The organism is Oceanospirillum maris DSM 6286 (assembly GCF_000422865.1).
GTDB classification, from domain to species: domain Bacteria; phylum Pseudomonadota; class Gammaproteobacteria; order Pseudomonadales; family Halomonadaceae; genus Oceanospirillum; species Oceanospirillum maris.
The window spans coordinates 81,227-104,114 of sequence record NZ_KE383938.1 but is presented as its reverse complement, the minus strand read 5'-3'; the positions used below and the strand labels follow the sequence as shown (position 1 = coordinate 104,114).

Sequence of the window (22,888 nt, the reverse complement as noted above, 5' to 3'; positions counted from 1 at the left end):
TAGCGATGGTCGTGATGCCCCTGATCTGCACTTTGTTTTATGAAATGAACCCCATCTTGCCTTATCTGATCGCCGCTGCTTTGTTATTACTGCTGAGTATAGGCTTCGCCGTGTACCGGCCCCTGGCAAAACAATCTGCTAAGGTGCCGGTTAATAGCTAAAAAAAATAAGATGGGAAGCCCTCCAATGGTTCGTTGTACGGTTAGGCTGGTACAGCCAACATTGGAGGGTTATTTTTGTATGGTAAAAAGAATATTTAATCGAGGATCATCGACCTAATGCTTGGTGATATTCACCGAAGGTTGATCCATCATCAACTTGGTTACATATTCCGCTCGGCTGCTGCTGTTTACGGTACGTTCTTTTTCATTGCACCATAAGATAAGCGCTTCAATATCGACAGGCACTTTAACAACTTCAATGCCTTTGACTGCAAAGGTTTCAATCATTTCTTCTGTTTTTACTGCCCATTCCTGCCAACTGTCTTCTAACATATCAGCATCTTCTGCGACATCACGAAACCGGTGCCATTGATCTTCATTAACCCAACAAATTCCTGCTCGATGCTGTACCGCCATAGTCCTGTCCTGTTCTAAGTCATGATCTTAAACATAAAGACTAACCCTAACATAGATCTATAGACCCGTTTAGTGGTGGTATGTCACGGTTAGAACAAATTTTCTCGCTCTTACATGGTTAGAGCCCCTAGAACATCATAATAATTGTATCGACATTTTTCCCTCAACAGCTTTTTGCGGCACAATAGCTCTACTTATAAGAAGAGAGTCATTATGAAATTTGAGACACCAGATCCAAATCAACTGCAACAGTTGCTCAAACGATGCCAACAGCAAGAGCCAAAAGCGTTAAAAGCGCTTTACAAGGCGACCTCTTCGCATCTATTTGCCGTTTTGCTGCGTATCTTACGTAATGAAAGTCATGCGGAAGATTGTTTGCAACAGGTGTACCTCAAAGTTTGGAATAGTGCGGGTCAGTATAACGCTGATATTGCACGGCCGATGACCTGGATGAACACCATTGCTCGTAATCAGGCCCTTGACTGGCTACGTCGTTATAAAAACGATCGGCTTAATGACAGCGATGATGTTTTGGTATACCAGCCGGACTCAAAGAGCCAAACGGATACGATTGCCGAGCAGTGGCAAACATCGACACAGGTGCATAAGTGCTTACAAGAGCTTAAAGATACCCAGCGCCAATGTATTGAACTGGCTTATTTTGAAGGCTACAGCCATCACGAGTTGTCTGAGCGTCTAGAGCAACCGTTAGGTACCGTTAAAACTTGGATTCGCCGTGGACTTGAGAGGTTAAAATCATGTCTGAGCCCCGCAATATAGTTGAACCTTACGACCTTACGGACCCTGAGTCACGACATCAGGCTGCTGGTGAATATGTACTTAATACATTAACGTCAAGAGAGAAAGCTTCTTTTGAGGCTTTGCTTGCTTTTAGCCATGATCTTCAAGCAGATGTGCAGCAATGGAGAGAGCACTTACAGGTGCTTGATCGTAGCCTGACTCCCGTCGCCCCACCGGCAAAGCTGTGGAAACAGATTGAACAGCAGATTCAACCCGCCAGAAAAGGGTTTGGCCTTAAGTTTTGGCAACTGTCTTCCATGGTGTCATTCTCTTTTGCTTTGGCTTTAACCTCGGTTTTGCTATTGAAGCCACCGATGTTAAATAGCGATATGGCTGACCATCTTTATGTGGTGAACACACCAGAGCATAAGCCCGCTTGGTTGGTCAATACGAGTATGGATCGTAGTCATCTTATGATTCAGACCGTTAAGCCTGCGGAGCTTCCTGATGGGAAAATATGTAAGCTTTGGCTAAAAGTCGGTGATAAATACGCCATGATAGGTACTTTGCCACATTCTGGGTTGATAAAGTTCGATGTCCCCCAATGGATTCAGAGTGACTTAGTGCAAGCTCAAATTATTATCAGTATTGATTCGATCAACAGCGATAACAATCCTGATGATATGGGCCCTGTCGTTGACAAGGGTGACTTTATGCCATTAGAAGGCTCTATTCGTCGTTTTTAATTTACCTCGCCTCACCTGATCAGCATTAGCATAGACTGGAGACAGTCTATGCTTGCCTGCCCTGTTTTAATCCCCCTTTTTATTTTTACTTTCCTGTCATTCTTACTCTCTCTAGCATTTTTACCTTCTCTGCCATTTTGTATTGTTTACTCGGTTACATGTTTTTTATCTTAATGATGTTCATATTAATGCAGCTATATCATGCAAGGATCGTATGGAATGTAAAAGATAGAGTGGAGCAGGCGAAGAGCAGGTAGATAGAGATCGGCGGTTTAGCAAAAATAGATGTAAATAAAAAGTGTCTTAAGGCAATTTTTAAACTTGGAACAACCGATTGAAACGTAGGTCGTAACAGACAGTATGGGTATTCACTGCTAAACTGGCTGATTACTTTTAACCATTTTTAACTACACTCGGATGTCACTCTCTAAGGCCTCATTTGGCTTTTTTTGACGCCCGTAACTGTCATTTTGAATTCATAAGCCGAGGGAGTGTTATGAATCTTCAGGAATTTACCGTAAAGGCCCGTCTTTACGTTCTTATTGGGCTAGCCGTTATTGCAATGGCTATACTGCAACTTATGTCTCTTCAAGAGCAGCGTGATGTCTTATTTGAAAGCTCTAATCAGAAGGTTAAAACGCTGGTAGAGTCTGCCCATAGTATGGTTTCTGGATATGCCGATTTAGTGAAAACCGGCAAGATGACAGAATCAGAAGCTCAAGCAGCCGCTAAGCGATCTTTGGAAAATATGAGATATGCTGATGGTGAGTATTTCTTTGTCCTGAATTATGATGCCGTGACAATTGCTCATGGTGGTGATTCTGCTGTTGTTGGGCGCGATATGTCCAATATCAAAACAGAAGATGGACAGTTCGTTTTTAAAGACATTGCCAATTTGGGTCGCCAAGGTAAAGCCGATGGTTTCTTTACCTATCGTTGGCCTAAGGTTGGTTATAACGAACCTCAGTTAAAAATCTCCTACGTGAAAGTGTTCTCTGAATGGCAGTGGGTTATCGGTTCTGGCGATTACATCTTTCAAATTAATGAGATGTTTGTCAGTGAGTTGATTCAAGCTGGGCTGCAGTTGACGATGGTTTTAATCGTGATGCTGATCGTGGCAGTTGTGATTACACGCTCTATTGTGGCTCCCCTCAACGCCGTTAGCGATACGATGAAAATAGTGGCAACGGGTGATCTTCGGATACGGGTGAATATGAAGGGCAAGAATGAGCTAAGCCTCATGGCGCGCTCTGTTGACCATACATTACAAACCTTCCAAGACTTAATCTTCTTACTGACCAGCTCTGCCAACCAATTGCAAGGTGCAGCAGAAGAACTTGCATCCATTGCAGAGCAAACCAGTATGGGTATTCGCCGTCAGTCTGAAGAGACAGACTTGCTGTCTACAGCGATGAATGAGATGTCGGCAACGGTTCAAGAGGTTGCGGTAAACGCAACGGCCAGCGCCCAGGCGACGAATGCCGCAGATGAAGAGGCGGATGAAGGTAATCACGAGGTTGAAGATACCGTTAATAAAATTACGCATCTTAGCCATGAAGTGGAAGAAGCATCCCGTGTGATCCAAGCCCTTGAAAATGATACGGAAGAGATCAGTACGGTTTTGGAAGTGATTCAAGGTATTTCAGAACAAACTAACTTGCTGGCGCTGAATGCGGCTATTGAAGCGGCCCGAGCAGGTGAGAGTGGACGCGGTTTCTCTGTGGTTGCTGATGAAGTGCGTCAGCTTGCCCAGCGCACACAGGATTCGACTAAAGAAATTCGTGAGATGAATGATCGTCTGCGCAGCGGTGCCCGTAACGCAGTAGAGGTTATGGACCGCAGCCGAAAATGGGCTGAGGAGTCTGTTGCTGCGGCAACTCACGCAGGCGAAGAGCTAAAAATGATTGTTCAGCAAATGCAGATGGTTAGTGATATGACCGCGCAAGTTGCGACAGCTACAGAGGAGCAAAGCGCTGTGGCCGAAGAGATGAACCGTAACTTGGTTAATATTGTTAATGTCTCTGCAGAGGCCGCCACCGGTTCTGATATGGTTGCCGCAAGCAGCGAAGAGCTTTCACAATTAGCGGTTCAGCTACAGCAAAATGTGGCACGGTTTAAGTGTTAGAACCTTTACTGGTACCTTAATTTTTAACAGGCTGTAACCAAAAAGCCCCAGCCTCATTTTATGTCTGTTGATGTCTTACGCAAAAACAGAGCATTAATGAGGTTGGGGCTTTTTGATGTCTAGGCTAATGGCTAAGAGTTCTTACCAGTCAGCTTTTATCAATCAATTGGGGGTCAAGATTCTTAGGTTTCTCGCTTGGCCAATGTTGATGACGGTTAAAATAACGTTCAAGTAAACGGAAGAGCCCGATGATCAACGCGCTGATAATCAGGTAAATAACACCGGCTGATAGGAAAATCTCCATCGGTGTATAGGTGCGAGCGATAATCGTACGGGCCATCCCTGTTAGGTCTAACAGCGTAATGGTACTGGCTAGGGCGCTACCTTTAAGCATTAAAATGACTTCGTTACCGTAGGACGGCATCATGATACCGAAGGCACGAGGTAAAATAATTCGACGCAGCATTAAGGGGTAGTTCATACCGACGACTTTAGCGGCTTCAATTTCACCCCGAGGAATCGATTGAATAGCGCCACGCAATAGTTCAGCGATATAAGCAGCCGTGTGCAAACCAAAGGTGATAACAGCGCACCAGTAAGGCTCACGTAGAATCGGCCATAGAGCTGATTCTTTTATCCATTCAAATTGGGATGCACCGTAGTAAACCAAAAAGATCTGAATGAGCAGTGGCGTACCACGGAAAAAGAAAATATAAGCATAAGGAAAGACTCTCACCCAAGGGGTTTGAGACACACGCAACAGCGCCAAGGGTAAAGCCAGCAATACACCGATCAAGCCGGAAAAAAATACCAACTCTAACGTGAGTAGTGCCCCATCCATCAGTTTAGGCAAGTTTTGCCCGATAACCGTCCAATCCCAATTCATGAGCGTGCCCCTTGATATCCACGGTTCGCAAAGCGTTCAAGATAATGCAAGCCTGCCATAGAAATGGATGTAAGAAGTAAATACACACAGGCCGCTGCGAGATAAAAGGTAAACGGTTCTTTGGTGTAGCCTACCGCAACAGCCGTTTGGCGCATTAACTCGTTAAGGCCAATAACAGAGACCAAGGCGGTGTCTTTTAAGAGAACCAAAAAGAGGTTGCCTAAGCCTGGTAGGGCAATCCGCCAAACCTGAGGTAGAGTGACACGTCTGAAGGTTTTAGTTTTGCTCATGCCTAGCGCAACAGCGGCTTCTTTCTGGCCCTTAGGAATCTCTTGTAAGGCGCTACGGAATACCTCTGTTGCATAGGCTCCAAAAGCGATACTTAAGGCGATGACACCTGCGACAAAGGGGCTTAGCTCGATGTATTCGTCATATCCAAACTGGCTTGCTACGGCCATTAAGACCGCCGATGAACCAAAAAATATGGTTAATACCAGTAGTAACTCTGGCATACCGCGTACAAATAGGGTGTAACTGTTGCCCATTGTTCTGAGAAGCTTTGATGAGGACACTTTTGCTGTAGCACCCAGCAAACCGAAAATAAGGCCCACGGCTAAGCTGCACAAAGCTAGCTGTAGCGTAACCCAAGCTCCACTAATAAGCAGATGCCCAAAACCTTGCAAATCCATAGGAGATACCGATGAAGTAGGGGAGTTAAAACAGTAATGGCCGCAGTGCGGCCATTACGGATCGAACAATCAGCTCGACTTAATAGATAGAGAACGGAAAGTATTTAGCATTGATACGATCATAAGTACCATCCGCTAGAATTTCTTTTAATGCCTTGTTCATCTTTTGGCGAAGCTTGTCACCTTTACGAACAGCAATACCGATTTTGTCATCAATATCGATCTTTTCACCTTTGAACTCAAACGCCTGACCTGCATCAGAACGTAACCAGTCGTAGGCGGGTAGCTGGTCAGAAACAATTGCATCTAAACGGCCAGATGCTAGATCAAGGTAAGCATTATCTTGGGTGTCATACAGTTTAACGCTAACTTTGCTGCCCAGTTTATCTTCTAAGTATTGACCCGCAATTGTTGCACGTTGCGCGCCAATAGACTTACCTGATACTTTTTCTGGGTTGAATTTACTTTTCTTTGGCGCAACAAAGATCAAGCTATTGGAGTAGTACGGGTCAGAGAAATCAACAACACGGCTGCGCTCTGGTGTAATCGACATACTTGCAATAATCGCATCGTACTTACGCGCCATCAAACCAGGAATAATGCCATCCCAATCTTGAGCGACAAGCGTACAATCTGCTTCCATTTTTTCACATAAGGCTTTGGCGATATCAACATCAAAACCTTTTAGCTCACCGGATTCATCAATAAAGTTAAAAGGTGCATAGGCGCCTTCTGTTGCGATACGAACCTTATCGGCTGCGTAGGTAAAAGGTGCTGCTAGGGTCGCTGCAACAATCGCCACGCTGGCTAAAGTATGTTTCAAATTCATTGTGGATTCCTCTTGGGATTTATTTTAATTATCATGCTTTAAATGTTCTAACCGTGCAGCTAAAACATTAAAACTTACAGATGACTACTGAGAAATTCTCGGCAGCGGTCTGAGTCTGGGTTGCCAAACACTTTATCTGGCGGCCCAATTTCTTCAACTTGCCCTTTATGCAGAAAGACTACCTTGGTTGAAACATCGCGAGCAAAGCGCATTTCATGCGTCACAATCAGCATGGTACGGCCTTCAGATGCTAAATCTCTCATAACGGCAAGTACTTCATTAACCAGCTCAGGGTCTAGTGCTGAGGTTGGCTCATCAAAGAGTAAAACCTGAGGATCCATCGCGAGAGTGCGGGCTATAGCGATACGCTGCTGTTGTCCACCGGATAGTTGGCTTGGATAATTGTGGCGCTTATCAAACAAGCCTACCTTTCTTAGTAGCTCTTCCGCCCTTGCAATAGCCTCATCTTTACTACGCTTTAGGACGTGAATAGGGGCTTCAATAATATTCTCAAGAATCGTTCTGTGAGGCCATAAATTGAAGTTTTGAAATACAAAGCCAATTTCGGAACGCATACGCTCCAATTGTTTTTGGTTACTGGCTTCAAGTTCACCATATTTATTAGCTTTAAGATCAAGAGATTCGCCAGCAACAGTAATAGTACCTGCAGATGGTGATTCTAATAGATTGATACAGCGCAGAAAGGTACTTTTTCCTGAACCACTAGAGCCTAAAATAGAGATGACATCGCCGTCTCGGGCTTGTAAGGAGATACCCTTTAAAACTTCTAGGGAGCCATAACTTTTATGGAGATCTCTGATTTCCAGAGCAATAGGCGCGTCGGACATGGGTGCGCTTCCTGGTATCGAGTGAATGGTGAATGTTTTTTTAATTTTAATTTCGGCTATACGACCAAGGTTTCATTTTTAAAGCAATCGTATGAATTTTTCCAGTCTATTTTCCTATAAGGTCCGCTGAGTGAAAGCATAAAGTCCCAACTTTTAGAAAAAAGACAGATTAAGCCTTCCACTTAAAAGCAAAGTTGGGGAATACGTTAGCATAAATGGTATGTAAACCATATTTTACATGAGAGTACAAAATACTGGATTTCAGAGGAATGTCTTTAACAAATAGTAAACATTCCGCTGGATAAGCAGCCTTTTAGGTGCTCAGAAGGTCATCATGACAGGGATCATTTTAGTTTCTTTGCAGTCAAAATGTGTAACTAATGTAAACCTATTGCTCTGTCTGCCGATATAGAGACGTAGAGATAGTGAATTAAGTGAATGGCTAGGCTTTGAGTTTTTGCCGGTGATGGCTTGCTCAGAGTTGTTCCTTTAGGAGAGTGTCATGGTATTTGCAGTTTATGAACAGGGGATGCGTATTCATACCCCAAGAAAGACACTGCTGGGCCGTCGTGGGATTGACGCCCTTCAACAACCTAGCAGTACACGCCGCTTGTCGGATACCGACAGTGATTCCACTCATTTAGAACATCTTGCGGAACAAACTTTTGAGCAAATTCAGCGTTCGGCCATTAGGCGGCGGGAAGATGCGCGGGATAATCACTCGCAAGATCAAGAAGATCAGGCTCAAGAAAAGAAAGATGTTGCCGCTGATGTTGCAAAAAAAGCAATTAAGGCCTATTCGTCAACAGAGCAAAGTCATACGGTAGGTCAACGACCTTCGGTTAATGCTGGCATGATTATGTCGACTCCGATTGTTTCTGCACCTTTTGATCAAAATCTGCAACAGGGCTGGCGACTTATGCAGAGTCATTGCGTGCAGCACTTGATTCTGATGAACCGCAAGGGTGCCCTAATGGGTATGGTATCTGATAAAGATATTTTGAAACTGACTTCTGGTGTGAGTGATATTGAGCTTGATGGTCGCGCACCGGATGAGGTGATGCTAGGGGACTTGATTAGCCGGAAGCTGCTAACGGTTAGCCCTGATGCGAGCGTGCTTGATATTGCCCATGCGATGTTGGAGCAAGATGTTTCTGCGTTGCCGGTAGTGACCGCGCAGGATGAGTTGAAGGGCATCATTACCCGCACAGACCTACTGCAGGCGATGATTAACGGTAAGCTGGAAACATGGTATTAGTTGTTGGCTCTTTGCTGCTATTTTAGCCGCTATTAATGTGGCAAATAATAAGAGTGAGAGCCCTTAAACGCGTCAAGATTAAGAGTGTTTAAGATTAAGAGTAGTATTTAAGATTAAGGGTATTTTAGGCGGGATACCCCCAGTGAAGTGTCTCAATTAAGCTAGACACTTCACCGTTTGACTCTATCTCGACTATTTTTTTATTCAACAGCTAATAGCCCTAGCTTATTCCTAATGTTCTGTTTAATGACTTATTTTCTGTTCGGTCGATTACTTTTTATTTAATAGCTGGGAGAGCTTGCTGTTCAGCCGTTTTTTCTCTTCTTTTTCCCGCACCGCTTTTTCTTTTTCTAGTCGTTGATGGCGCACTATTTCTAACTGCTCTTTGGCGTGCCTTGCTTCTTCTTCGGTGACAAAGCCTGCGTTGTTACCCGCAAGATCCATACGTACCGCCCCTGCTTTAAGCACACGTAAATAACGAGGGCTTTTGACATAACCGGCCAGTGCACGACGAATCCAGTGATCCGGTAGTGGCTCTGCTATGGTTAAGCCTTCATGGGTGAGGCTTTTATGGATTAAATTTTCATGAATACTGGCTAAATCTTCATGAATACCAATCTTAAGTGGCTGAATAGAAACCGTTGAGAATGCTTTTGGATAATGTTTGCTCCATTGCGCTAGAATTTCTTTAGCATCGAATCTCTCAAGCGCTGTATTGTCATGAGCTTCTTCGCTTTCTCCGTCGCGGTTTTCAATGATGCTTGCACTAACATTTTTCCCTTCTTGGCGGTCTTCTTTTTTGCCATCTTTCGGCCAGTCAGCAGGGTCTAGCGTTTCACGAAGAAGCGTCAATATAACCTCAGAGTTGGCCTGAGATGACTCATCTGCAAGGTTTTTTAGCCGCTGCTGAACATCGTTTAGCCGTTGTTCCAATCCTTGATTGCTTGCCTGTGCCGCAGCTAATTCAGATTTCAGCTGCGCATTTTCAGCCTGAAGCAGGCTATCCACTGAGCCTGTCGCAATGTTGTCGGTCATTCCAGGAGTACCTACAGCCTCTGTGCTATCTGGAGCATATTGCACAATCGCTTTAAGTTCTGCCTGTGTTTGGGCTAATAGGCGGTTTAGAGAGTTACATTTTTCTTGTAACCGCTGATTTTCTTCCTTGATCATCGCTTTCGCCTGGGTTAATTCTGCAATTTTTTTCTGATGATCTTCAAGCACCTGAAAACTACTTTCTGCTCGTTCACTTAGCTCATTGAACAGGTCTTCTAAGGTGCTGGATGATGGGTTGCTTCGCATAGGTGATACCTATCCTTAATGTCATCGGTGATGGTGTGATCTAACCATCACCGGAAGCGGTGACTCTTATTTTGACTAAAGCTCTTTTCGTTATAACGCAAGGTGTATTGTTCGCCATAATGTAGAGTTTATGCAGCCCAGAGACGATGGGCTACTCCGCTATGTTAACCTGCGGGCTGATAAACATAAAAGCCATAATCGTATTCACCGGTGCCTTCTTTCTTGCATTCTTGGTGAGACACTTCCTGCCACTGACTTTCATCATACTCTGGGAAGTAAGCATCGCCTTCAACGTTGGCGTGAACCTTGGTGATATAGAGTTTATCGGCATGGGCCATCGATTGTTGATAGATTTCAGCGCCGCCCATGATAATAATTTCTTCGCCACCATCAATAAGACAGCATTGATCCGCTAATTCAAGGGCGGCTTCTAAAGAATGAACAACCTTACAACCTTTGGCAGTAAAATCTTGATTACGGGTGATAATGATATTCGTACGACCAGGAAGCGGACGCCCGATAGACTCATGGGTTTTACGCCCCATAATCACGGGTTTGGCCCAAGTACACTGTTTGAAAAACTGTAGATCTTTTGGTAAATACCAAGGCATTTTGTTATCAATACCAATCACTCGGTTTTCTGCCATTGCCCAGATTAGAGCTACTGGGGTATCCAGTTCTAAAGACATTATCTGTTCTCTTTGTAAAATGAGTTCTCGACAACCCTTGTCAGGGCTCCCCCTGTTTAGGTACGGGGTGTTTATACTGAAAATGGGTAAGGAATTGCTTCGTGGTGCTGGTAGTCCACAACCTCAAAATCATCTAGGGTTACCCAGGTTTCTAAATCTTCTAACGACTTAATTTTAGGGTTTATCTTTAGCTGTGGCGATGGAAACGGCTCACGTTTTAATTGTACGTCACGCATCTTTTCAAGCTGGTCTTCATAAATATGGGCGTTAACAATCTTATGGTACGCCTGACCGGCCTCATGGCCTGTTATCTGTGCCATAAGCGCCAACAAGGTAAAAACCTGTACCTGATTAAAGTTTAGACCTAAAGGGACATCACAGCTACGTTGTGTGCTATTCAAGTACAGCTTGCCACCAAGCAAAGAGAAGTGATGGCTGTACATGCAAGGGCGCAGGCAGCCTAATTCAAACTCACCCGGATTATAAAAGCTCAGAATCTCACCGCGATCATCTAAGCCGTTGCTTAGGTCATCGACAATTTTTTTGAGTTGATCCAGGTGTGATCCATCAGGTTTAGCCCAAGACCGGCCTTGGACACCGTACACCCGACCCATATCATCTTCACCCTTGCGGTGAATATTATTCAGCCATGCTTTGTTGTCGTTCGCATTGGCATTCCACGTATTGCAGCCAATAGCACGGAATTGCGCGGCGCTGTCGTAGCCTCGCAGATAGCCTAACAACTCAGCAATAGCGGACTTCCAAAAGCTCTTACGGGTCGTGATTAGCGGAAACTGATTGTTTTCAACATCGTACACAAGGTCTGCGTTAATAACGGTCAGGCAGCGTTTGCCGGTACGCTCGTTATCAACCCAGATACCTTCTTCTACAATGCGACGGCTTAAGTCGAGATACTGCTGCATGGGGCTTTCCAAGAGTTAAAAAAACCGCCATTCTACTCGACTTCTAACTCTTCTGGTCTAAGATTTTCTGCTTTTTGCCCCAAATAATTAAAGCAATGCCTGCGACAATCATTGGCAGAGATAGCAACTGCCCCATCGTTAGCCAGTCTAAAGCCACAAAACCTAAATGCGCATCTGGCTGACGAACAAACTCCATCATAAAGCGGAAGATGCCATAGCAGAGTAAAAAGCAGCCTGAAATAACACCTCTCGCAGGGCGTTTACGGTCAAGTAGATTAAGAATAGCAAATAGAGCAACACCCTCTAGTGCAAACTGATACAGCTGTGAAGGGTGGCGAGCTAAGTTATCCACATGGGGAAATACCATGCCCCAAGGCAGATCCGTTGGCCGCCCCCAAAGTTCGCCGCCAATAAAGTTACCCACACGGCCAGCACCTAAACCAATCGGCACTAAGGGCGCAATAAAGTCTGTGACCGTTAGCATGGAGACTTGCATCCGGCGAGCAAAAATAACCATAGCAGTGATAACCCCTAGTAGGCCGCCGTGGAAAGACATGCCGCCTTCCCATACACGCAGAAGCCACAGAGGATCCTCTAAGAAACGATCAAAGTTATAGAAAAAGACATAGCCGAAGCGTCCGCCTAAGACAACACCAACGGCTCCATAGAAAATGAGGTCGCTAACATCATCGCGGCTCCAGCCTAATCGATGGCCCCTTTTACTGGCAATTAACCATGCCCCAGCAAAACCAATGAGGTACATAAGGCCGTACCAATGAATTTTTAAGGGGCCTATAGCCACTAGAATCGGATCAATCTGAGGGTATTGCAGCATGAAAAACCTTAACTTAATAAAAAGCGGCTACCGACAATCAGCAGTAGCACCGCAAAAATACGTTTTAGCGTAGTGGATGGCAGTTTATGGGCAAGTTTGGCACCTAGCTTGGCAAAAATAACACTGGTAGACACAATGCCAATAAACGCAGGCCAATAAACGTAACCCGTTGCATATTCAGGCAATAATGGGTTCCCCCAGCCTTCTTCAATATTCACAAGAGCACCGACAATGGCGATAGGAAAACCAATTGCTGCCGATGTTGCCACAGCTGTTTGCATCTTGGTATTACACCAGCTTAAGAAGGGAACGGTTAGTGAGCCGCCGCCAATACCAAAAATAGAGGATGCCCAGCCAATGACGCCACCTGCCGCAATAAGACCGGGTCGGCCTGGAATGGTTCGGCTCGCTTTAGGTTTTAGGCCTAACCCCATTTGAATTGCAATAAGAATGGCGAAGATACCAATCGCTTTCTGTAAAAACTCACCGCTCATCATACCGGCTGTTTTTACCCCAAGGGCGCTACCAACGACAATGCCGATGGCGATAAACGTAAACCAATCCCAGCGTACGGCCTCTTTGGCATGGTGTGCTTTTATTGAGCTAATGGATGTAATGACAATCGTCGCTAAAGAGGTGCCGACGGCAAGGTGGGTCATCACTTCGGGGGCAACGTTTTGCGTTTCAAAGCTGAGAATAAGCACTGGGACGATAATTAGGCCGCCGCCAATACCAAATAACCCTGCTAAAGTACCGGCTGCGGCACCAAGAACGACATACATTAAAAGGGTTAGCATGAATAGCTAGGCTCCTAGTAGAAAAACCGACAGTAAGGTTGTCGGTTTTGGTTCGTTTTACGGGACAGGTTGATGCTTTTTTATTGGGTTGAATCAGCCTTTAGTCTGCTTATGTAGGCACTTGCCCCATCTCATATTGCTGTCGCCAATGATCAACTCGGGAACGTAATGTTGAAGGGTGGTAAGGCTTGGCGAGATACTCATTCATGCCTGCATCAAAAAAGCGCTGGCGCTCACTTTCTAACACATTTGCAGTTAAGGCAATAATGGCTGCGGGTGCTAGGTTCATGTTTTTTTCTCGTTCACGCCAGTGACGCGTGGTTTCAATGCCGTCCATTTCTGGCATAAATATATCCATCAAGACCACTTGATAATGTTTTTTTGTCATCTGCTCAAGGGCATCTTGCCCGCTGCTGACGACATCAACATCATAGCCGACTTTTTGCAGAACAGATTTCGCCAGCATGGTATTAACGGCACCATCATCAACTACAAGTACATGGGGTTGGCTTTCACGGTGGTTTTGCTGAAGGAGCGATGACTGAGGCTCTGATAATTTGTTGTCTTTGGCGATAAAAAGCAAGGCGTCGGTTTGCTCTTTAATCAGCAAGCCTAGGCGTTTGTGTTCTTCAGGCTGGGCGGAGAGTTGTTCAGTTAAATTGGCTAAATTGAGCAGCGGTTTTTCAAGCTCTTGGTGCATGGCCTGCAAATATTCATTTTGTAGTTTTGAGGCTTCAAGAGCGCGATCACGATCAAATTTAAGTTGATCTTTCTCATGATAATGGTCAGATGTATCGACCATGATACCAATCAATGATAGGCCTTTATGGTTGGGCTGTGGTGGCAGTGATTCCGAGGTTCCGGTAATCATAATGCTCATGTGACGGTTTTGCTCGCTCGCATTAGTGAGTATCAGTTCTTTGGTGTACATCCCGTTAGCACAAACCCCAGAGTCAGAGGGTGTAACAGGGATTAGCTCTGTGAGTAAATGGCCTTTTAGGTCATTTTCATTTCGGCCAAAGAAAAGAGCAAACGCATGGTTACAGCCTTGAATGCGATACTCGCCATCCGTATTGAATACCGGCATAGGAAGGCTGTTGAGTAAATTACGAAGGAAGTCTCTCTGCTGCTGGGCATTGGAGGATTCCTGCTGGCTTGATCGTTTAAGTGCTTCAATCTCACCGGACAAGCTGTGGATAAGATCAGCGGTTTTTTGGATTTCAATGACGGGGGTTGATAACGGTGATGGCGGCTTTTTATCGTCATGTATGACTGAATCGATTAATCTATAAAAGTAATCCAATGGCCGTTGTAGTTGTGTGTAAAGTCTTTGACTGAGAAACCGCTGTAAAGCGATATGGATCACAACAATGATTAAAACAAAGAGTAAAACCAGCAGTGTTAAGTCTTTTAAGTATTCAGAAAAGGTGTTGGTATAAAGCTCTGCCTGAGGCGTAATGGCAAGTAATTTCCAGCCGGTTGATGGTACGGTATTCCAAGCAACAACACTGGGTTGGCTTAGCTGTATTTGAGCAAGGCCGGCTTGCTGATGGGCGATTAAGCGCGATAAAACCGCCAATTCAGGTTGTTTGTATAGATTGAGCAGTTCTGGCTTAAATTGATTATCAGTGGCATGACGGAAACTATACTGGTCTTGGGTTAGCTCATTCAGGCCGAAGTCTATTTCACCTTCCTGTGGCAGAGCTAAGATATTGCCATCCTTACCAATAAGAACACCATAGCCAGACCATGGCAGGGGTAAGTTGAATAGATTGTTAATAAGCGTATCGATGGTTAAGTCTAGGCCAACGACCGCCTCCAAGTGATCTGCTTTATATACCGGTGCAATATTAGAAATAATCCACCCTAACCCTGCCGGATCAATATAGGCATCCGTCCAGACCCGTTGGCGTTTAGGGTTGTTTTCCTCATTCGCAAGATAGAAGAAGCTAAAATCTTTCGTATTTAAATCAGAGGGGTAAAGTTTCTCAACATCTTGGAAGGGATACAGTAAGTTCAAGCTATCCAGTGTATTAACATAGGCCTGCTTCACAAGGGGATTAGCCCGTTGAATATCGACAATTAACGGGCTAAGCGGTAAGAGTTTTCGTGTTTTTTCTTCTCGTGCTGAAAGGTCTTTCCCTTGGGTTGAGTAATACACCGCGACACCACCGTCGTCGTTCGGTTTCATGAGTACATTTTGCCGAGAAAATACCAAGGGTGTTGTCGCATCAAACGCGTTAGGTGAGGCTATTATGCGCTCTGTTTGGCGTTGAAATACCAGCAAGTTGCTTTGCACCGATGCAAGGCGGGCGTTTACCCAGTCCGTTTTAGCTTGAAGTGCAGAGATGAGTTGCTGCTCATGATCTTTACGTGCAATATCATTTTGGTTAAGCCCTAGAAGAAAAAAAGCTCCTAGTAACAGAATGAGGAAGGCGCTACTAACCATAACCAGCTGTACCATGCTGGAGCGCACATAAACTCTGTTAACCCACTGTTTTAGTGTGAGTGTTGGCGTTTGCTCGATCTCAGCCATGGGCTTCCTTGAATGTTCCTTGACGCAGAATTCATTTCTGTGGAATGAGTATCATACACTGTCTTTAGCAAAAATTTTACTGAACATTATTACTGAATATCCGAGGTTTTAACCGCATATTGATATGTTCAGCTATCTGTATTTTATACTTAATAACGCAATATTTCGGTGTCTAACAGCGGAATTTATCGATAACGAAATAAGAGAATGTCGCGATGTGCTTGATACTGTTTTCCTGGAAGACTGATCCTGAGTATCCTTTTATTGTGGCGGCAAACCGAGATGAGTTTTACCAGCGCCCAACAGCACCGCTATCATTATGGGATAATAGCCCTGTTATTGCCGGTCGAGATCAACAGGAAGGCGGTACTTGGTTAGGTATAACCGCTAAGGGACGGTTTGCTGCTGTCACAAACTATCGGCGAGGGGCGGAGATGGGCTCCACTTTTGCCAAAAGTAGAGGCAAGCTTTGCCGTGATTTTTTAGAAGGCGAGATGAATGTTGCAGAATTTCTAGCATCGCTGGATTCTGATGCCATGGACTATGGTGGTTTTAATGTACTGGTTAGCGATGGCCTCTCATTGGGTTATGGTAGTAATCGCTTCTTTTTGTCTCAGAAAGCCTGCGGTTTAAAGTCTCAGGCTTATTACCATTATGAGGCTGATCTTGCCCCTGGCGTATACGGCCTCAGTAATCATCGATTGAATACACCTTGGCCTAAGGTAACTCAAACGAAGGCCGCGTTTTCTCGTGTGCTTGATCAGTTTAAGCTCACGGATCATCTCAGGTTAAAACACGGTGTCGTCGATGAGGCTGATTTACTGCATGTTTTGTTGAATAGCCAAGCCGCCGTCGATGCCATGCTGCCAGATACGGGCATAGGTATAGAGAAAGAACGCTTTTTATCGCCATCTTTTATCCAAACCAGTTTGGACTATGGAACCCGTGCCAGTACAATATTGATTCGCGACCGATTAGAGCGACAAACGTTAATGGAACAAAGCTGGCTTGCAGGTGGAGAAAAAGGCTGTCGAACCGTTATCCAGTTACCATCAAGACAATCCCTACATGAACGACACGGGGATGCCCTAAGCCCCGATACGTTTATTTGAAGGTTTATATTTGCCATGTTTTCTCTGTTTTTAGTGAAGCGCCCTAACCGACAATGCCAGGGCGACATACAGTGGTTATTACGCACGGTAATCCTGTGTTTGTTTATAACAACACCGGCCATGGCGGCACTAACGGCAACAGAACCTGCTTCTAAATCGGTATTTCCACATCAGCCTTCGCCAGCATCAACCGCAACCATAGAAACCGCGTGGGTAGATGTGACCTTACGTAGCCGGTTTAGTGACGCTAAGACACGCTTTGCGGCACAAATTGCTCCCGTTTATCTTGATAATGATTTTAAGCATATTTGGCTGGATGCTTCAGGTAATGTTAATGATGCGGCCAAAAGCTTAGTGCGGCTTGTAGAAGTGCTGGCCGCGTTATCATCTACAGGAAAGAACGGCAGTGCAGCCCCCCAGGATTGGTTAAGACCTTATCAGCAGTTTTTACAATGGCAAAAAAAGCCGATGACCTTGGCTTTGCCCCGTTACCTGCTTGCCACTGATCTACTGTATAGCGAAATGTATGCACGTTTGCGCCACGATATTGCAACAGAGCGCTTTATTGAGTGGGACATGGATAATGACCATGAGGAGTATCTTTATGGCGGCAATGCTTTAAATGACTTTAAATCGACCCAAAGCCCCTGGGCGCAAGACATTACTTTAGAGCTTAAAACGGCCAGTGTGCTGCCAAGCGATGAGCGGGCTGTCTTTCTAGCACGTCAAGTTAATGCACTTTATCCTGCAAGCTCTCAAAAAGAGCCTTTGCTAGATGCGCTTCGTTATTGGCAGCAGCAAACCGATGATGTGTGGCCTGAGCTATCTAAAACAGAACCTTTATTATCCCCTGGCATGATACGTGAAAATTGGATGCCTGTTTTGGTAGAGCAGCTGCAGCGGCTCAAGGTTTTGGGTGATGGGTATCAAGCGGATATTCCGGGACGTTATGACAGCCAGCTAGTGGCAGCCGTTAAGCGCGTGCAAGCGATGCATGGGCAGATTGTAGATGGCATGATCGGCATACAAACTCGTCGTGTGTTGAATATGTCGCCTGCCCAGCGAGTGCGGCAGCTGGCCCATAACTTTAGACGGCTTTATCATCTGCCAGAGAAACTAGGTGATCGCTATTTGATGATCAATATGGCGGATTACAATCTAGAGTTGGTGGAGAAAAATAAACCAACTTTGCAGATGCGCGTTATTATTGGTTCTCGGGATAGTCGAACGCCCATTATGAAACAATCGCTAACGTCGGTTATTTTAAGTCCTCGTTGGAATATCCCTAAAAGTATTGGTGCAAAAAGTATTTTCCCTAAAGCAAAAAATAATCCTAATTATCTGAAAAGCCGAGAAATTCAGGTGGTTAATGGTTGGAGTTCTCCCGCAGAAGAGGTTTCTGCAGATCAGATCAATTTTGCTGATTTTGACGATCCCAGCCAATTCCCTTATCGCTTTGTTCAACTGCCAGGTGATCATAACCAGTTAGGCTATGTGAAATTTCGTCTGTCGAATAATAAAGCCATTTATATGCATGATACGCCGGCTAAAAGTCTCTTTAACCGCCGTGAGCGAGCAATGAGTAATGGTTGTGTGCGCCTTGAGAATGCTTTGCTGTTAGTCGACCGGTTATTAGGTAGTGAGCCTTGGGGTTGGACGAATAAACGCGTGCAAGACGTACTACGGTCAAAAGAAGAACGCTACCTAAAAATGGAGCCGCACCTACCTGTCTATTTAATGTATTGGACGGTTTGGCAAGATGACAACGGCGACTTACAGTGGCGAGATGATATCTATGATAAAGACCATTTACCAGAACCCGAACGGACAACAAAGTTGCTTGTGGCCTCTAAAAAAGAGTCTCACTAGAGCTCTTGACTCCCACGGTGCAATATCAGGCTAAAGTGATGTAGATCGCCCTTTAAGGCGTTATTCCACATACTCTAGGGCTAATAACTGCACGACTCTGCTCGTTAAAGCTTTTAGGACGTTGCTATTGCCTATTGATCTTGAATGGAGTGCCCCATGACTGACCACGCGTTACCGCTACTGGATCCTAAGAACGATTATGTTTTTAAGCGCCTGTTTACCGAACACCCCGACGCACTAGTACACCTGATTAATGATGTGCGTTCGGATCTTCCTGCGATTACGAAGGTCGAAATCCTTAACCCCACCATCACACCGGAGGAGATGTCCGGCAAAAGTATTATACTGGACGTGTTAGCGCAGGATGCCCACGGCAGCCGCTATAATATTGAGATGCAGGTACGCCGGTATAACGATTGGGGGAAACGCAGCGCGTTTTATCTGGCAAAAATGTTGACCGATCAACTGTCCGCAGGGGAAGACTACGCCGAACTGAACGCCGTGATCGGTATTCACCTGTTAGACTTTGATTTGTACAGCACCACCCTAGAGCAAAAGCAACAGGCCCTATGGCGTTTTGAAATGCGAGATGGGCAACAACCGGATGTTAAGCTGGGAGACACCTTACAGCTTAATCTGATCGAGATGAAAAAAGCGGATCGTTTAGGTCTCGGTGATCGAAATCTAAGGGATTGGATCACCCTTTTTGAACATTGGCAAGAGGACACACGTATGGCCACTATTCACCATGAAGCGGTAAAAGAAGTGCAAGGCTACATCCGCCAATTGAGTGGTGATGAAGAAGCCCGTCGATTAGCCTTTGTACGTGAACGGGCCCAGCGGGATGAAGCCACGTTACTGAAAGAAGCTGAAGTACGGGGTGAAGCAAGAGGTGAAGCAAGAGGTGAAGTTAAAGGAGAGGCAAAGCTTCTGAAACGTTTGATTGCAAAACGTTTTAATCAATTCCCTGCGTGGGTACAGAATAAGTTGAATGCGGCAGACAGTATTCAACTGGAAGCTTGGGCGGATCAGATCTTTACAGCGACCTGTTTGGAGGAACTCTTCAGGGACTGATTTTGGAAAATAGAGTTAACGTAGGTCATCCTTTAAGGCGTTATTCCGCATATTGACGCCATTTTTGATCTCTCAGCGTTTTAGGGTTTTCGACCGCCCAGTAATGAAGGCTGAAGTAGCGGGCCTAATCCCAACCGCTCCATCATTTCAGATAATTGAGCTGTAACCTGTTCTGAGGTTTCAAGCGTTAGCACCGTACCCAGCAGTCGTACAGCATCTTCTTTGCGGACTTGGCGAATAGCGGATTTAACTCTCGGTAGGTTGACGGCATTCATCGAGAGCGCGTCATAGCCCATCGCCATCAGTAGGATAGCGCCTCTAGGGTCTCCCGCAAGCTCACCGCAAAGGCTAAGATTGCAATGATGTTCTTGGCAGATGACTGCAATGGTATTAAGGGCGCTTAATACGGCTGGGTGAAAGCTGCTATAAAGTCCCGCCACTCGTGGATTATTACGATCAACCGCTAGAAGATATTGGGTAAGATCATTACTGCCTACCGAAAGAAAATCCACGTAACGTGCAATTTGTGCCACCTGATAAATGGTACTTGGTACTTCGATCATAACGCCAATACTGGGACGTTTAAGATCTAAACCTTCTTCGCACAGTTCTTTATAGGCACGATCAATAAAGGTAATAGACTCTGTAATCTCCGTAACGTTAGAGATCATCGGCAACATAATTTGAAGGTTGTCCAAGCCTTCACTTGCCCTTAACATGGCGCGAACTTGAACCAGAAAGACTTCTGGGTGATCCAGAGTGACACGAATGCCGCGCCAGCCAAGAAATGGATTGGCTTCATTGATTGGGAAGTAGGGCAGTGATTTATCACCACCAATATCCAAGGTACGCATAGTCACCGGCTGGGGATGAAACGCTTCAAGCTGCTCTCGATAGACCGCCTGTTGTTCACTTTCCGAAGGAAAGCGCTCGCTTACCATAAAAGGCACTTCTGTACGAAAGAGGCCCACCCCTTCTGCGCCGTAGTTTAACGAGTGGGTAATATCCTGTGCTAGTCCAGTATTAACAAGCAAAGGAAGCTTATGTCCATCCAGAGTGATACAGGGCAGGCCTGTGATATTTTCTAGGCCTTTCTGCAGCTTGTGTTCAGCTCGCATCAGATTGTTGTATTGAATCTGAAGCTCGTCACTAGGATTATTGAAGACCACGCCCTGATATCCATCCACGATCAGTAATTGGCCATTGAGTAGGCCCAGAGGTAGATCAACGGTGCCCATTACAGCAGGTACGCCCATTGCTCGGGCGAGAATCGCCACATGAGAGTTATTAGACCCCTGCACTGATACTAAGCCCGCAAGATGCTCTTTAGGAATTTCGCCAAGCATAGACGGCGTGACTTCTTCGCTAACAAGGATAGCCCTCTCAGGATATTCAATCTCGTCTTGATCTACTTTTTGCAGATAGGCCAAAACACGGCGGCCTAGGTCACGAATATCGGTCGCCCGTTCTTTTAGGTAATCATCTTGGGAGAGTTCAAAGAAGCGTGCGTGACGAGTTACAACTTGGCACAGGGCTCCTTGAGCCCAGTTTCCTTCTCGAATTTTATTGATTACTTCTTGGCCTAGGGCGCTGTCGTCTAGCATCCGTTGATAGGCTTCAAAGAGCGCGCGCTCTTCCTCGCTTAGGCGTTGGGCTAAGCGACGGTTAACTTCATGGATATCATTACGAACGGAGCTAAGAGCTTCCCGAAACTGTTCTATCTCAGCATCAATATTTTCTGGTAAGCGATCTGGCACGGTATCCAAGTTCGCAACAGGTAAAATAACGACCGCCGCGCCTATGGCTATGCCGGAGGTGCCTGCAACGCCTTTAAAGCAGCTACCGTGGATGCTGTTCTGTGTGGGGCCTGAAAGACTAGAGGAGCCGGTCGCCAAAGAGTGGGCTAATAGACCGGCAAGTTGAGCCGATACGGTCACTAAGAAGGCTTCTTCACCTTCATCAAAGCGGCGCTTTTCCTGTTGTTGAACAACAATAACGCCAAGGATACGGCGCTGATAAATAATAGGTACGCCAAGGAAGCTATGAAAGCGCTCTTCACCGGTTTCAGCTAAATAAACATAGTTGGGATGCTGGGTCGCATCGTCTAAATTGACGGGCTCTTCGCGCATGCCGACATAGCCAACCAAACCTTGATCAGCTTCGAGGGAAACTTGCTTAATGGACTCTTTCTTCAAGCCCATGCTGTCCATCAAAATATAGCGCTGACGATTGTCATCCAGTAGATACACTGAACACACATCGGTCTTCATCGCTCGACGAACCCGGCGCACAATAATAGAAAGTGTCTCATCCAATGTTCTGGCTGAGTTCACTTCCTGAACAATACGCTGCAAGGTCTTGAGCATAGTAACCCTCTAGGTCGTTTGGGGTTGTTAAGTATCTAATAACTGTTAGCGCTGAGAACAGCGGTCTATACAGCGTGCACTATCAAAAAGTTCATTGCCACCGTACGGATGAATCATCAGAGTGAATCGTTATCAGGTCGGTTTGGTAATAAAAATGGCTGAAATAAATTCCGGCTATAACGATGGGAAAGCTCTTTTAGGGCACGGCGATAAACCTCGCGTTTAAACGATACAACTTGCCCTAGTGGATACCAATAACTCACCCAGCGCCACTGATCAAACTCAGGCGAGGGGGTGTGATCCACACAGATGCTGTTCTCACCACAGCGAAGCTGCAACAAAAACCACTTTTGTTTTTGGCCAACACACAACGGCTTACTGTGGCGGCGAATCATTTTCCTCGGTAGGCGGTAGCGTAGCCAACCTCGGGTGCAGCCGAGTACATCAACATCATCGGCATTTAAGCCAATTTCTTCTTTTAACTCACGGTACAGGGCCTGCTCTGGGGTTTCGTATTCTTTAATGCCGCCTTGCGGAAACTGCCAGGCGTCTTGACCCACGCGGCGTGCCCAAAGCAGCTGCCCGTACTGGTTTGTCAAGATTATACCGACATTGGGCCGGTAACCATCAGCATCAATCACGCAGATCACCTTGTATTTATATTGGGTCTATTGTTTCACAAAGCATG

The 22,888-nt window shown here is 45.5% G+C and carries 20 protein-coding genes; 7 read left to right on the top strand and 13 right to left on the bottom strand.

Annotated features, from left to right (window positions below; all coding sequences use genetic code 11):
• Positions 1-275: 275 nt before the first annotated feature.
• Positions 276-578: a hypothetical protein gene (locus G517_RS0116350; protein WP_028305294.1), complete on the bottom strand. Its 303-nt coding sequence runs from the start codon at positions 576-578 to the stop codon at positions 276-278.
• Between the two features lie 213 nt (positions 579-791).
• Between G517_RS0116350 and G517_RS0116345 the strand changes: the two genes are divergently transcribed.
• The 3 genes from G517_RS0116345 to G517_RS0116335 all read left to right on the top strand — a co-directional run bounded on the left by G517_RS0116345 (position 792) and on the right by G517_RS0116335 (position 4,190).
• Positions 792-1,358 (top strand): RNA polymerase sigma factor, encoded by a 567-nt coding sequence (locus tag G517_RS0116345; protein WP_028305293.1) that lies wholly within the window; start codon positions 792-794, stop codon positions 1,356-1,358.
• Positions 1,337-2,065: an anti-sigma factor gene (locus G517_RS20340; protein WP_028305292.1), complete on the top strand. Its 729-nt coding sequence runs from the start codon at positions 1,337-1,339 to the stop codon at positions 2,063-2,065. The genes G517_RS0116345 and G517_RS20340 overlap by 22 nt, the downstream gene beginning before the upstream one ends.
• Positions 2,066-2,561: 496 nt before the next feature.
• Positions 2,562-4,190, top strand: a complete 1,629-nt coding sequence (locus G517_RS0116335) for a methyl-accepting chemotaxis protein (protein ID WP_028305291.1) — start codon at positions 2,562-2,564, stop codon at positions 4,188-4,190.
• 148 nt (positions 4,191-4,338) lie between these two features.
• Here the strand turns inward: G517_RS0116335 and G517_RS19680 are convergent, their stop codons facing one another.
• The 4 genes from G517_RS19680 to G517_RS0116315 all read right to left on the bottom strand — a co-directional run bounded on the left by G517_RS19680 (position 4,339) and on the right by G517_RS0116315 (position 7,442).
• Positions 4,339-5,076, bottom strand: a complete 738-nt coding sequence (locus tag G517_RS19680; protein ID WP_036591914.1) for an ABC transporter permease — start codon at positions 5,074-5,076, stop codon at positions 4,339-4,341.
• Positions 5,073-5,765 (bottom strand): ABC transporter permease, encoded by a 693-nt coding sequence (locus G517_RS0116325; protein ID WP_028305290.1) that lies wholly within the window; start codon positions 5,763-5,765, stop codon positions 5,073-5,075. The genes G517_RS19680 and G517_RS0116325 overlap by 4 nt, the downstream gene beginning before the upstream one ends.
• Before the next feature lie 79 nt (positions 5,766-5,844).
• Positions 5,845-6,594, bottom strand: coding sequence for an ABC transporter substrate-binding protein (locus G517_RS0116320; RefSeq protein WP_051206521.1), 750 nt, complete (start codon positions 6,592-6,594; stop codon positions 5,845-5,847).
• A 74-nt stretch (positions 6,595-6,668) separates the two neighbouring features.
• Positions 6,669-7,442 carry an ABC transporter ATP-binding protein gene (locus tag G517_RS0116315; RefSeq protein ID WP_028305288.1) on the bottom strand — a complete coding sequence of 258 codons (774 nt, stop codon included), beginning with the start codon at positions 7,440-7,442 and terminating at the stop codon, positions 6,669-6,671.
• A gap of 502 nt (positions 7,443-7,944) precedes the next feature.
• Here G517_RS0116315 and G517_RS20335 point away from each other — a divergent pair.
• Positions 7,945-8,700: a CBS domain-containing protein gene (locus tag G517_RS20335; protein ID WP_028305287.1), complete on the top strand. Its 756-nt coding sequence runs from the start codon at positions 7,945-7,947 to the stop codon at positions 8,698-8,700.
• A 270-nt stretch (positions 8,701-8,970) separates the two neighbouring features.
• Here G517_RS20335 and G517_RS20330 read toward each other — a convergent pair whose 3' ends face one another.
• The 6 genes from G517_RS20330 to G517_RS0116280 form a co-directional block, all read right to left on the bottom strand.
• Positions 8,971-9,999, bottom strand: coding sequence for a ProQ/FINO family protein (locus tag G517_RS20330; protein ID WP_051206520.1), 1,029 nt, complete (start codon positions 9,997-9,999; stop codon positions 8,971-8,973).
• A gap of 164 nt (positions 10,000-10,163) precedes the next feature.
• Positions 10,164-10,688, bottom strand: a complete 525-nt coding sequence (locus G517_RS0116300) for a dihydrofolate reductase (RefSeq protein ID WP_028305286.1) — start codon at positions 10,686-10,688, stop codon at positions 10,164-10,166.
• Positions 10,689-10,759: 71 nt separating this feature from the next.
• Positions 10,760-11,611 (bottom strand): thymidylate synthase, encoded by an 852-nt coding sequence (locus tag G517_RS0116295; RefSeq protein WP_028305285.1) that lies wholly within the window; start codon positions 11,609-11,611, stop codon positions 10,760-10,762.
• 43 nt (positions 11,612-11,654) lie between these two features.
• Positions 11,655-12,446: a prolipoprotein diacylglyceryl transferase gene (gene lgt / locus G517_RS0116290; protein WP_028305284.1), complete on the bottom strand. Its 792-nt coding sequence runs from the start codon at positions 12,444-12,446 to the stop codon at positions 11,655-11,657.
• 8 nt (positions 12,447-12,454) lie between these two features.
• A complete protein-coding gene (locus G517_RS0116285; protein WP_028305283.1) occupies positions 12,455-13,243 on the bottom strand; it encodes a sulfite exporter TauE/SafE family protein in 789 nt (262 codons plus the stop codon).
• 109 nt (positions 13,244-13,352) lie between these two features.
• On the bottom strand, positions 13,353-15,779 hold the full coding sequence (locus tag G517_RS0116280; RefSeq protein ID WP_028305282.1) for a response regulator: 2,427 nt from the start codon (positions 15,777-15,779) through the stop codon (positions 13,353-13,355).
• A 215-nt stretch (positions 15,780-15,994) separates the two neighbouring features.
• On the opposite strand from G517_RS0116280, the gene G517_RS19665 reads away from it, so the two are divergent.
• The 3 genes from G517_RS19665 (at position 15,995) to G517_RS0116265 (ending at position 19,834) form a co-directional block, all read left to right on the top strand.
• Positions 15,995-16,891: an NRDE family protein gene (locus G517_RS19665; protein ID WP_051206519.1), complete on the top strand. Its 897-nt coding sequence runs from the start codon at positions 15,995-15,997 to the stop codon at positions 16,889-16,891.
• Positions 16,892-16,906: 15 nt separating this feature from the next.
• Positions 16,907-18,760: a L,D-transpeptidase family protein gene (locus G517_RS0116270; protein WP_028305281.1), complete on the top strand. Its 1,854-nt coding sequence runs from the start codon at positions 16,907-16,909 to the stop codon at positions 18,758-18,760.
• A gap of 156 nt (positions 18,761-18,916) precedes the next feature.
• The gene (locus G517_RS0116265; RefSeq protein ID WP_028305280.1) at positions 18,917-19,834 is read left to right on the top strand and encodes an Rpn family recombination-promoting nuclease/putative transposase; all 918 of its coding nucleotides are present in this window, start codon (positions 18,917-18,919) and stop codon (positions 19,832-19,834) included.
• 80 nt (positions 19,835-19,914) lie between these two features.
• Here G517_RS0116265 and ptsP read toward each other — a convergent pair whose 3' ends face one another.
• Positions 19,915-22,200: a phosphoenolpyruvate--protein phosphotransferase gene (gene ptsP, locus G517_RS0116260; protein ID WP_028305279.1), complete on the bottom strand. Its 2,286-nt coding sequence runs from the start codon at positions 22,198-22,200 to the stop codon at positions 19,915-19,917.
• Positions 22,201-22,316: 116 nt separating this feature from the next.
• Positions 22,317-22,841, bottom strand: a complete 525-nt coding sequence (locus G517_RS19660; RefSeq protein WP_051206518.1) for an RNA pyrophosphohydrolase — start codon at positions 22,839-22,841, stop codon at positions 22,317-22,319.
• Between the last annotated feature and the right edge of the window lie 47 nt (positions 22,842-22,888).

Bases quoted from the DNA above. Each gene is read 5' to 3' on its own strand.
- G517_RS0116280 (WP_028305282.1), bottom strand. From the start codon at position 15,779: ATGGCTGAGATCGAGCAAACGCCAACACTCACACTAAAACAGTGGGTT.
- G517_RS20340 (WP_028305292.1), top strand. From the start codon at position 1,337: ATGTCTGAGCCCCGCAATATAGTTGAACCTTACGACCTTACGGACCCT.
- ptsP (WP_028305279.1), bottom strand. From the start codon at position 22,200: ATGCTCAAGACCTTGCAGCGTATTGTTCAGGAAGTGAACTCAGCCAGA.
- G517_RS0116320 (WP_051206521.1), bottom strand. From the start codon at position 6,594: ATGAATTTGAAACATACTTTAGCCAGCGTGGCGATTGTTGCAGCGACC.
- G517_RS19680 (WP_036591914.1), bottom strand. From the start codon at position 5,076: ATGAATTGGGATTGGACGGTTATCGGGCAAAACTTGCCTAAACTGATG.
- G517_RS0116325 (WP_028305290.1), bottom strand. From the start codon at position 5,765: ATGGATTTGCAAGGTTTTGGGCATCTGCTTATTAGTGGAGCTTGGGTT.
- G517_RS0116265 (WP_028305280.1), top strand. From the start codon at position 18,917: ATGACTGACCACGCGTTACCGCTACTGGATCCTAAGAACGATTATGTT.
- lgt (WP_028305284.1), bottom strand. From the start codon at position 12,446: ATGCTGCAATACCCTCAGATTGATCCGATTCTAGTGGCTATAGGCCCC.
- G517_RS0116315 (WP_028305288.1), bottom strand. From the start codon at position 7,442: ATGTCCGACGCGCCTATTGCTCTGGAAATCAGAGATCTCCATAAAAGT.
- G517_RS20330 (WP_051206520.1), bottom strand. From the start codon at position 9,999: ATGCGAAGCAACCCATCATCCAGCACCTTAGAAGACCTGTTCAATGAG.
- G517_RS0116345 (WP_028305293.1), top strand. From the start codon at position 792: ATGAAATTTGAGACACCAGATCCAAATCAACTGCAACAGTTGCTCAAA.
- G517_RS0116300 (WP_028305286.1), bottom strand. From the start codon at position 10,688: ATGTCTTTAGAACTGGATACCCCAGTAGCTCTAATCTGGGCAATGGCA.
- G517_RS20335 (WP_028305287.1), top strand. From the start codon at position 7,945: ATGGTATTTGCAGTTTATGAACAGGGGATGCGTATTCATACCCCAAGA.
- G517_RS0116350 (WP_028305294.1), bottom strand. From the start codon at position 578: ATGGCGGTACAGCATCGAGCAGGAATTTGTTGGGTTAATGAAGATCAA.
- G517_RS19665 (WP_051206519.1), top strand. From the start codon at position 15,995: ATGTGCTTGATACTGTTTTCCTGGAAGACTGATCCTGAGTATCCTTTT.
- G517_RS0116285 (WP_028305283.1), bottom strand. From the start codon at position 13,243: ATGCTAACCCTTTTAATGTATGTCGTTCTTGGTGCCGCAGCCGGTACT.
- G517_RS0116335 (WP_028305291.1), top strand. From the start codon at position 2,562: ATGAATCTTCAGGAATTTACCGTAAAGGCCCGTCTTTACGTTCTTATT.
- G517_RS0116295 (WP_028305285.1), bottom strand. From the start codon at position 11,611: ATGCAGCAGTATCTCGACTTAAGCCGTCGCATTGTAGAAGAAGGTATC.
- G517_RS0116270 (WP_028305281.1), top strand. From the start codon at position 16,907: ATGTTTTCTCTGTTTTTAGTGAAGCGCCCTAACCGACAATGCCAGGGC.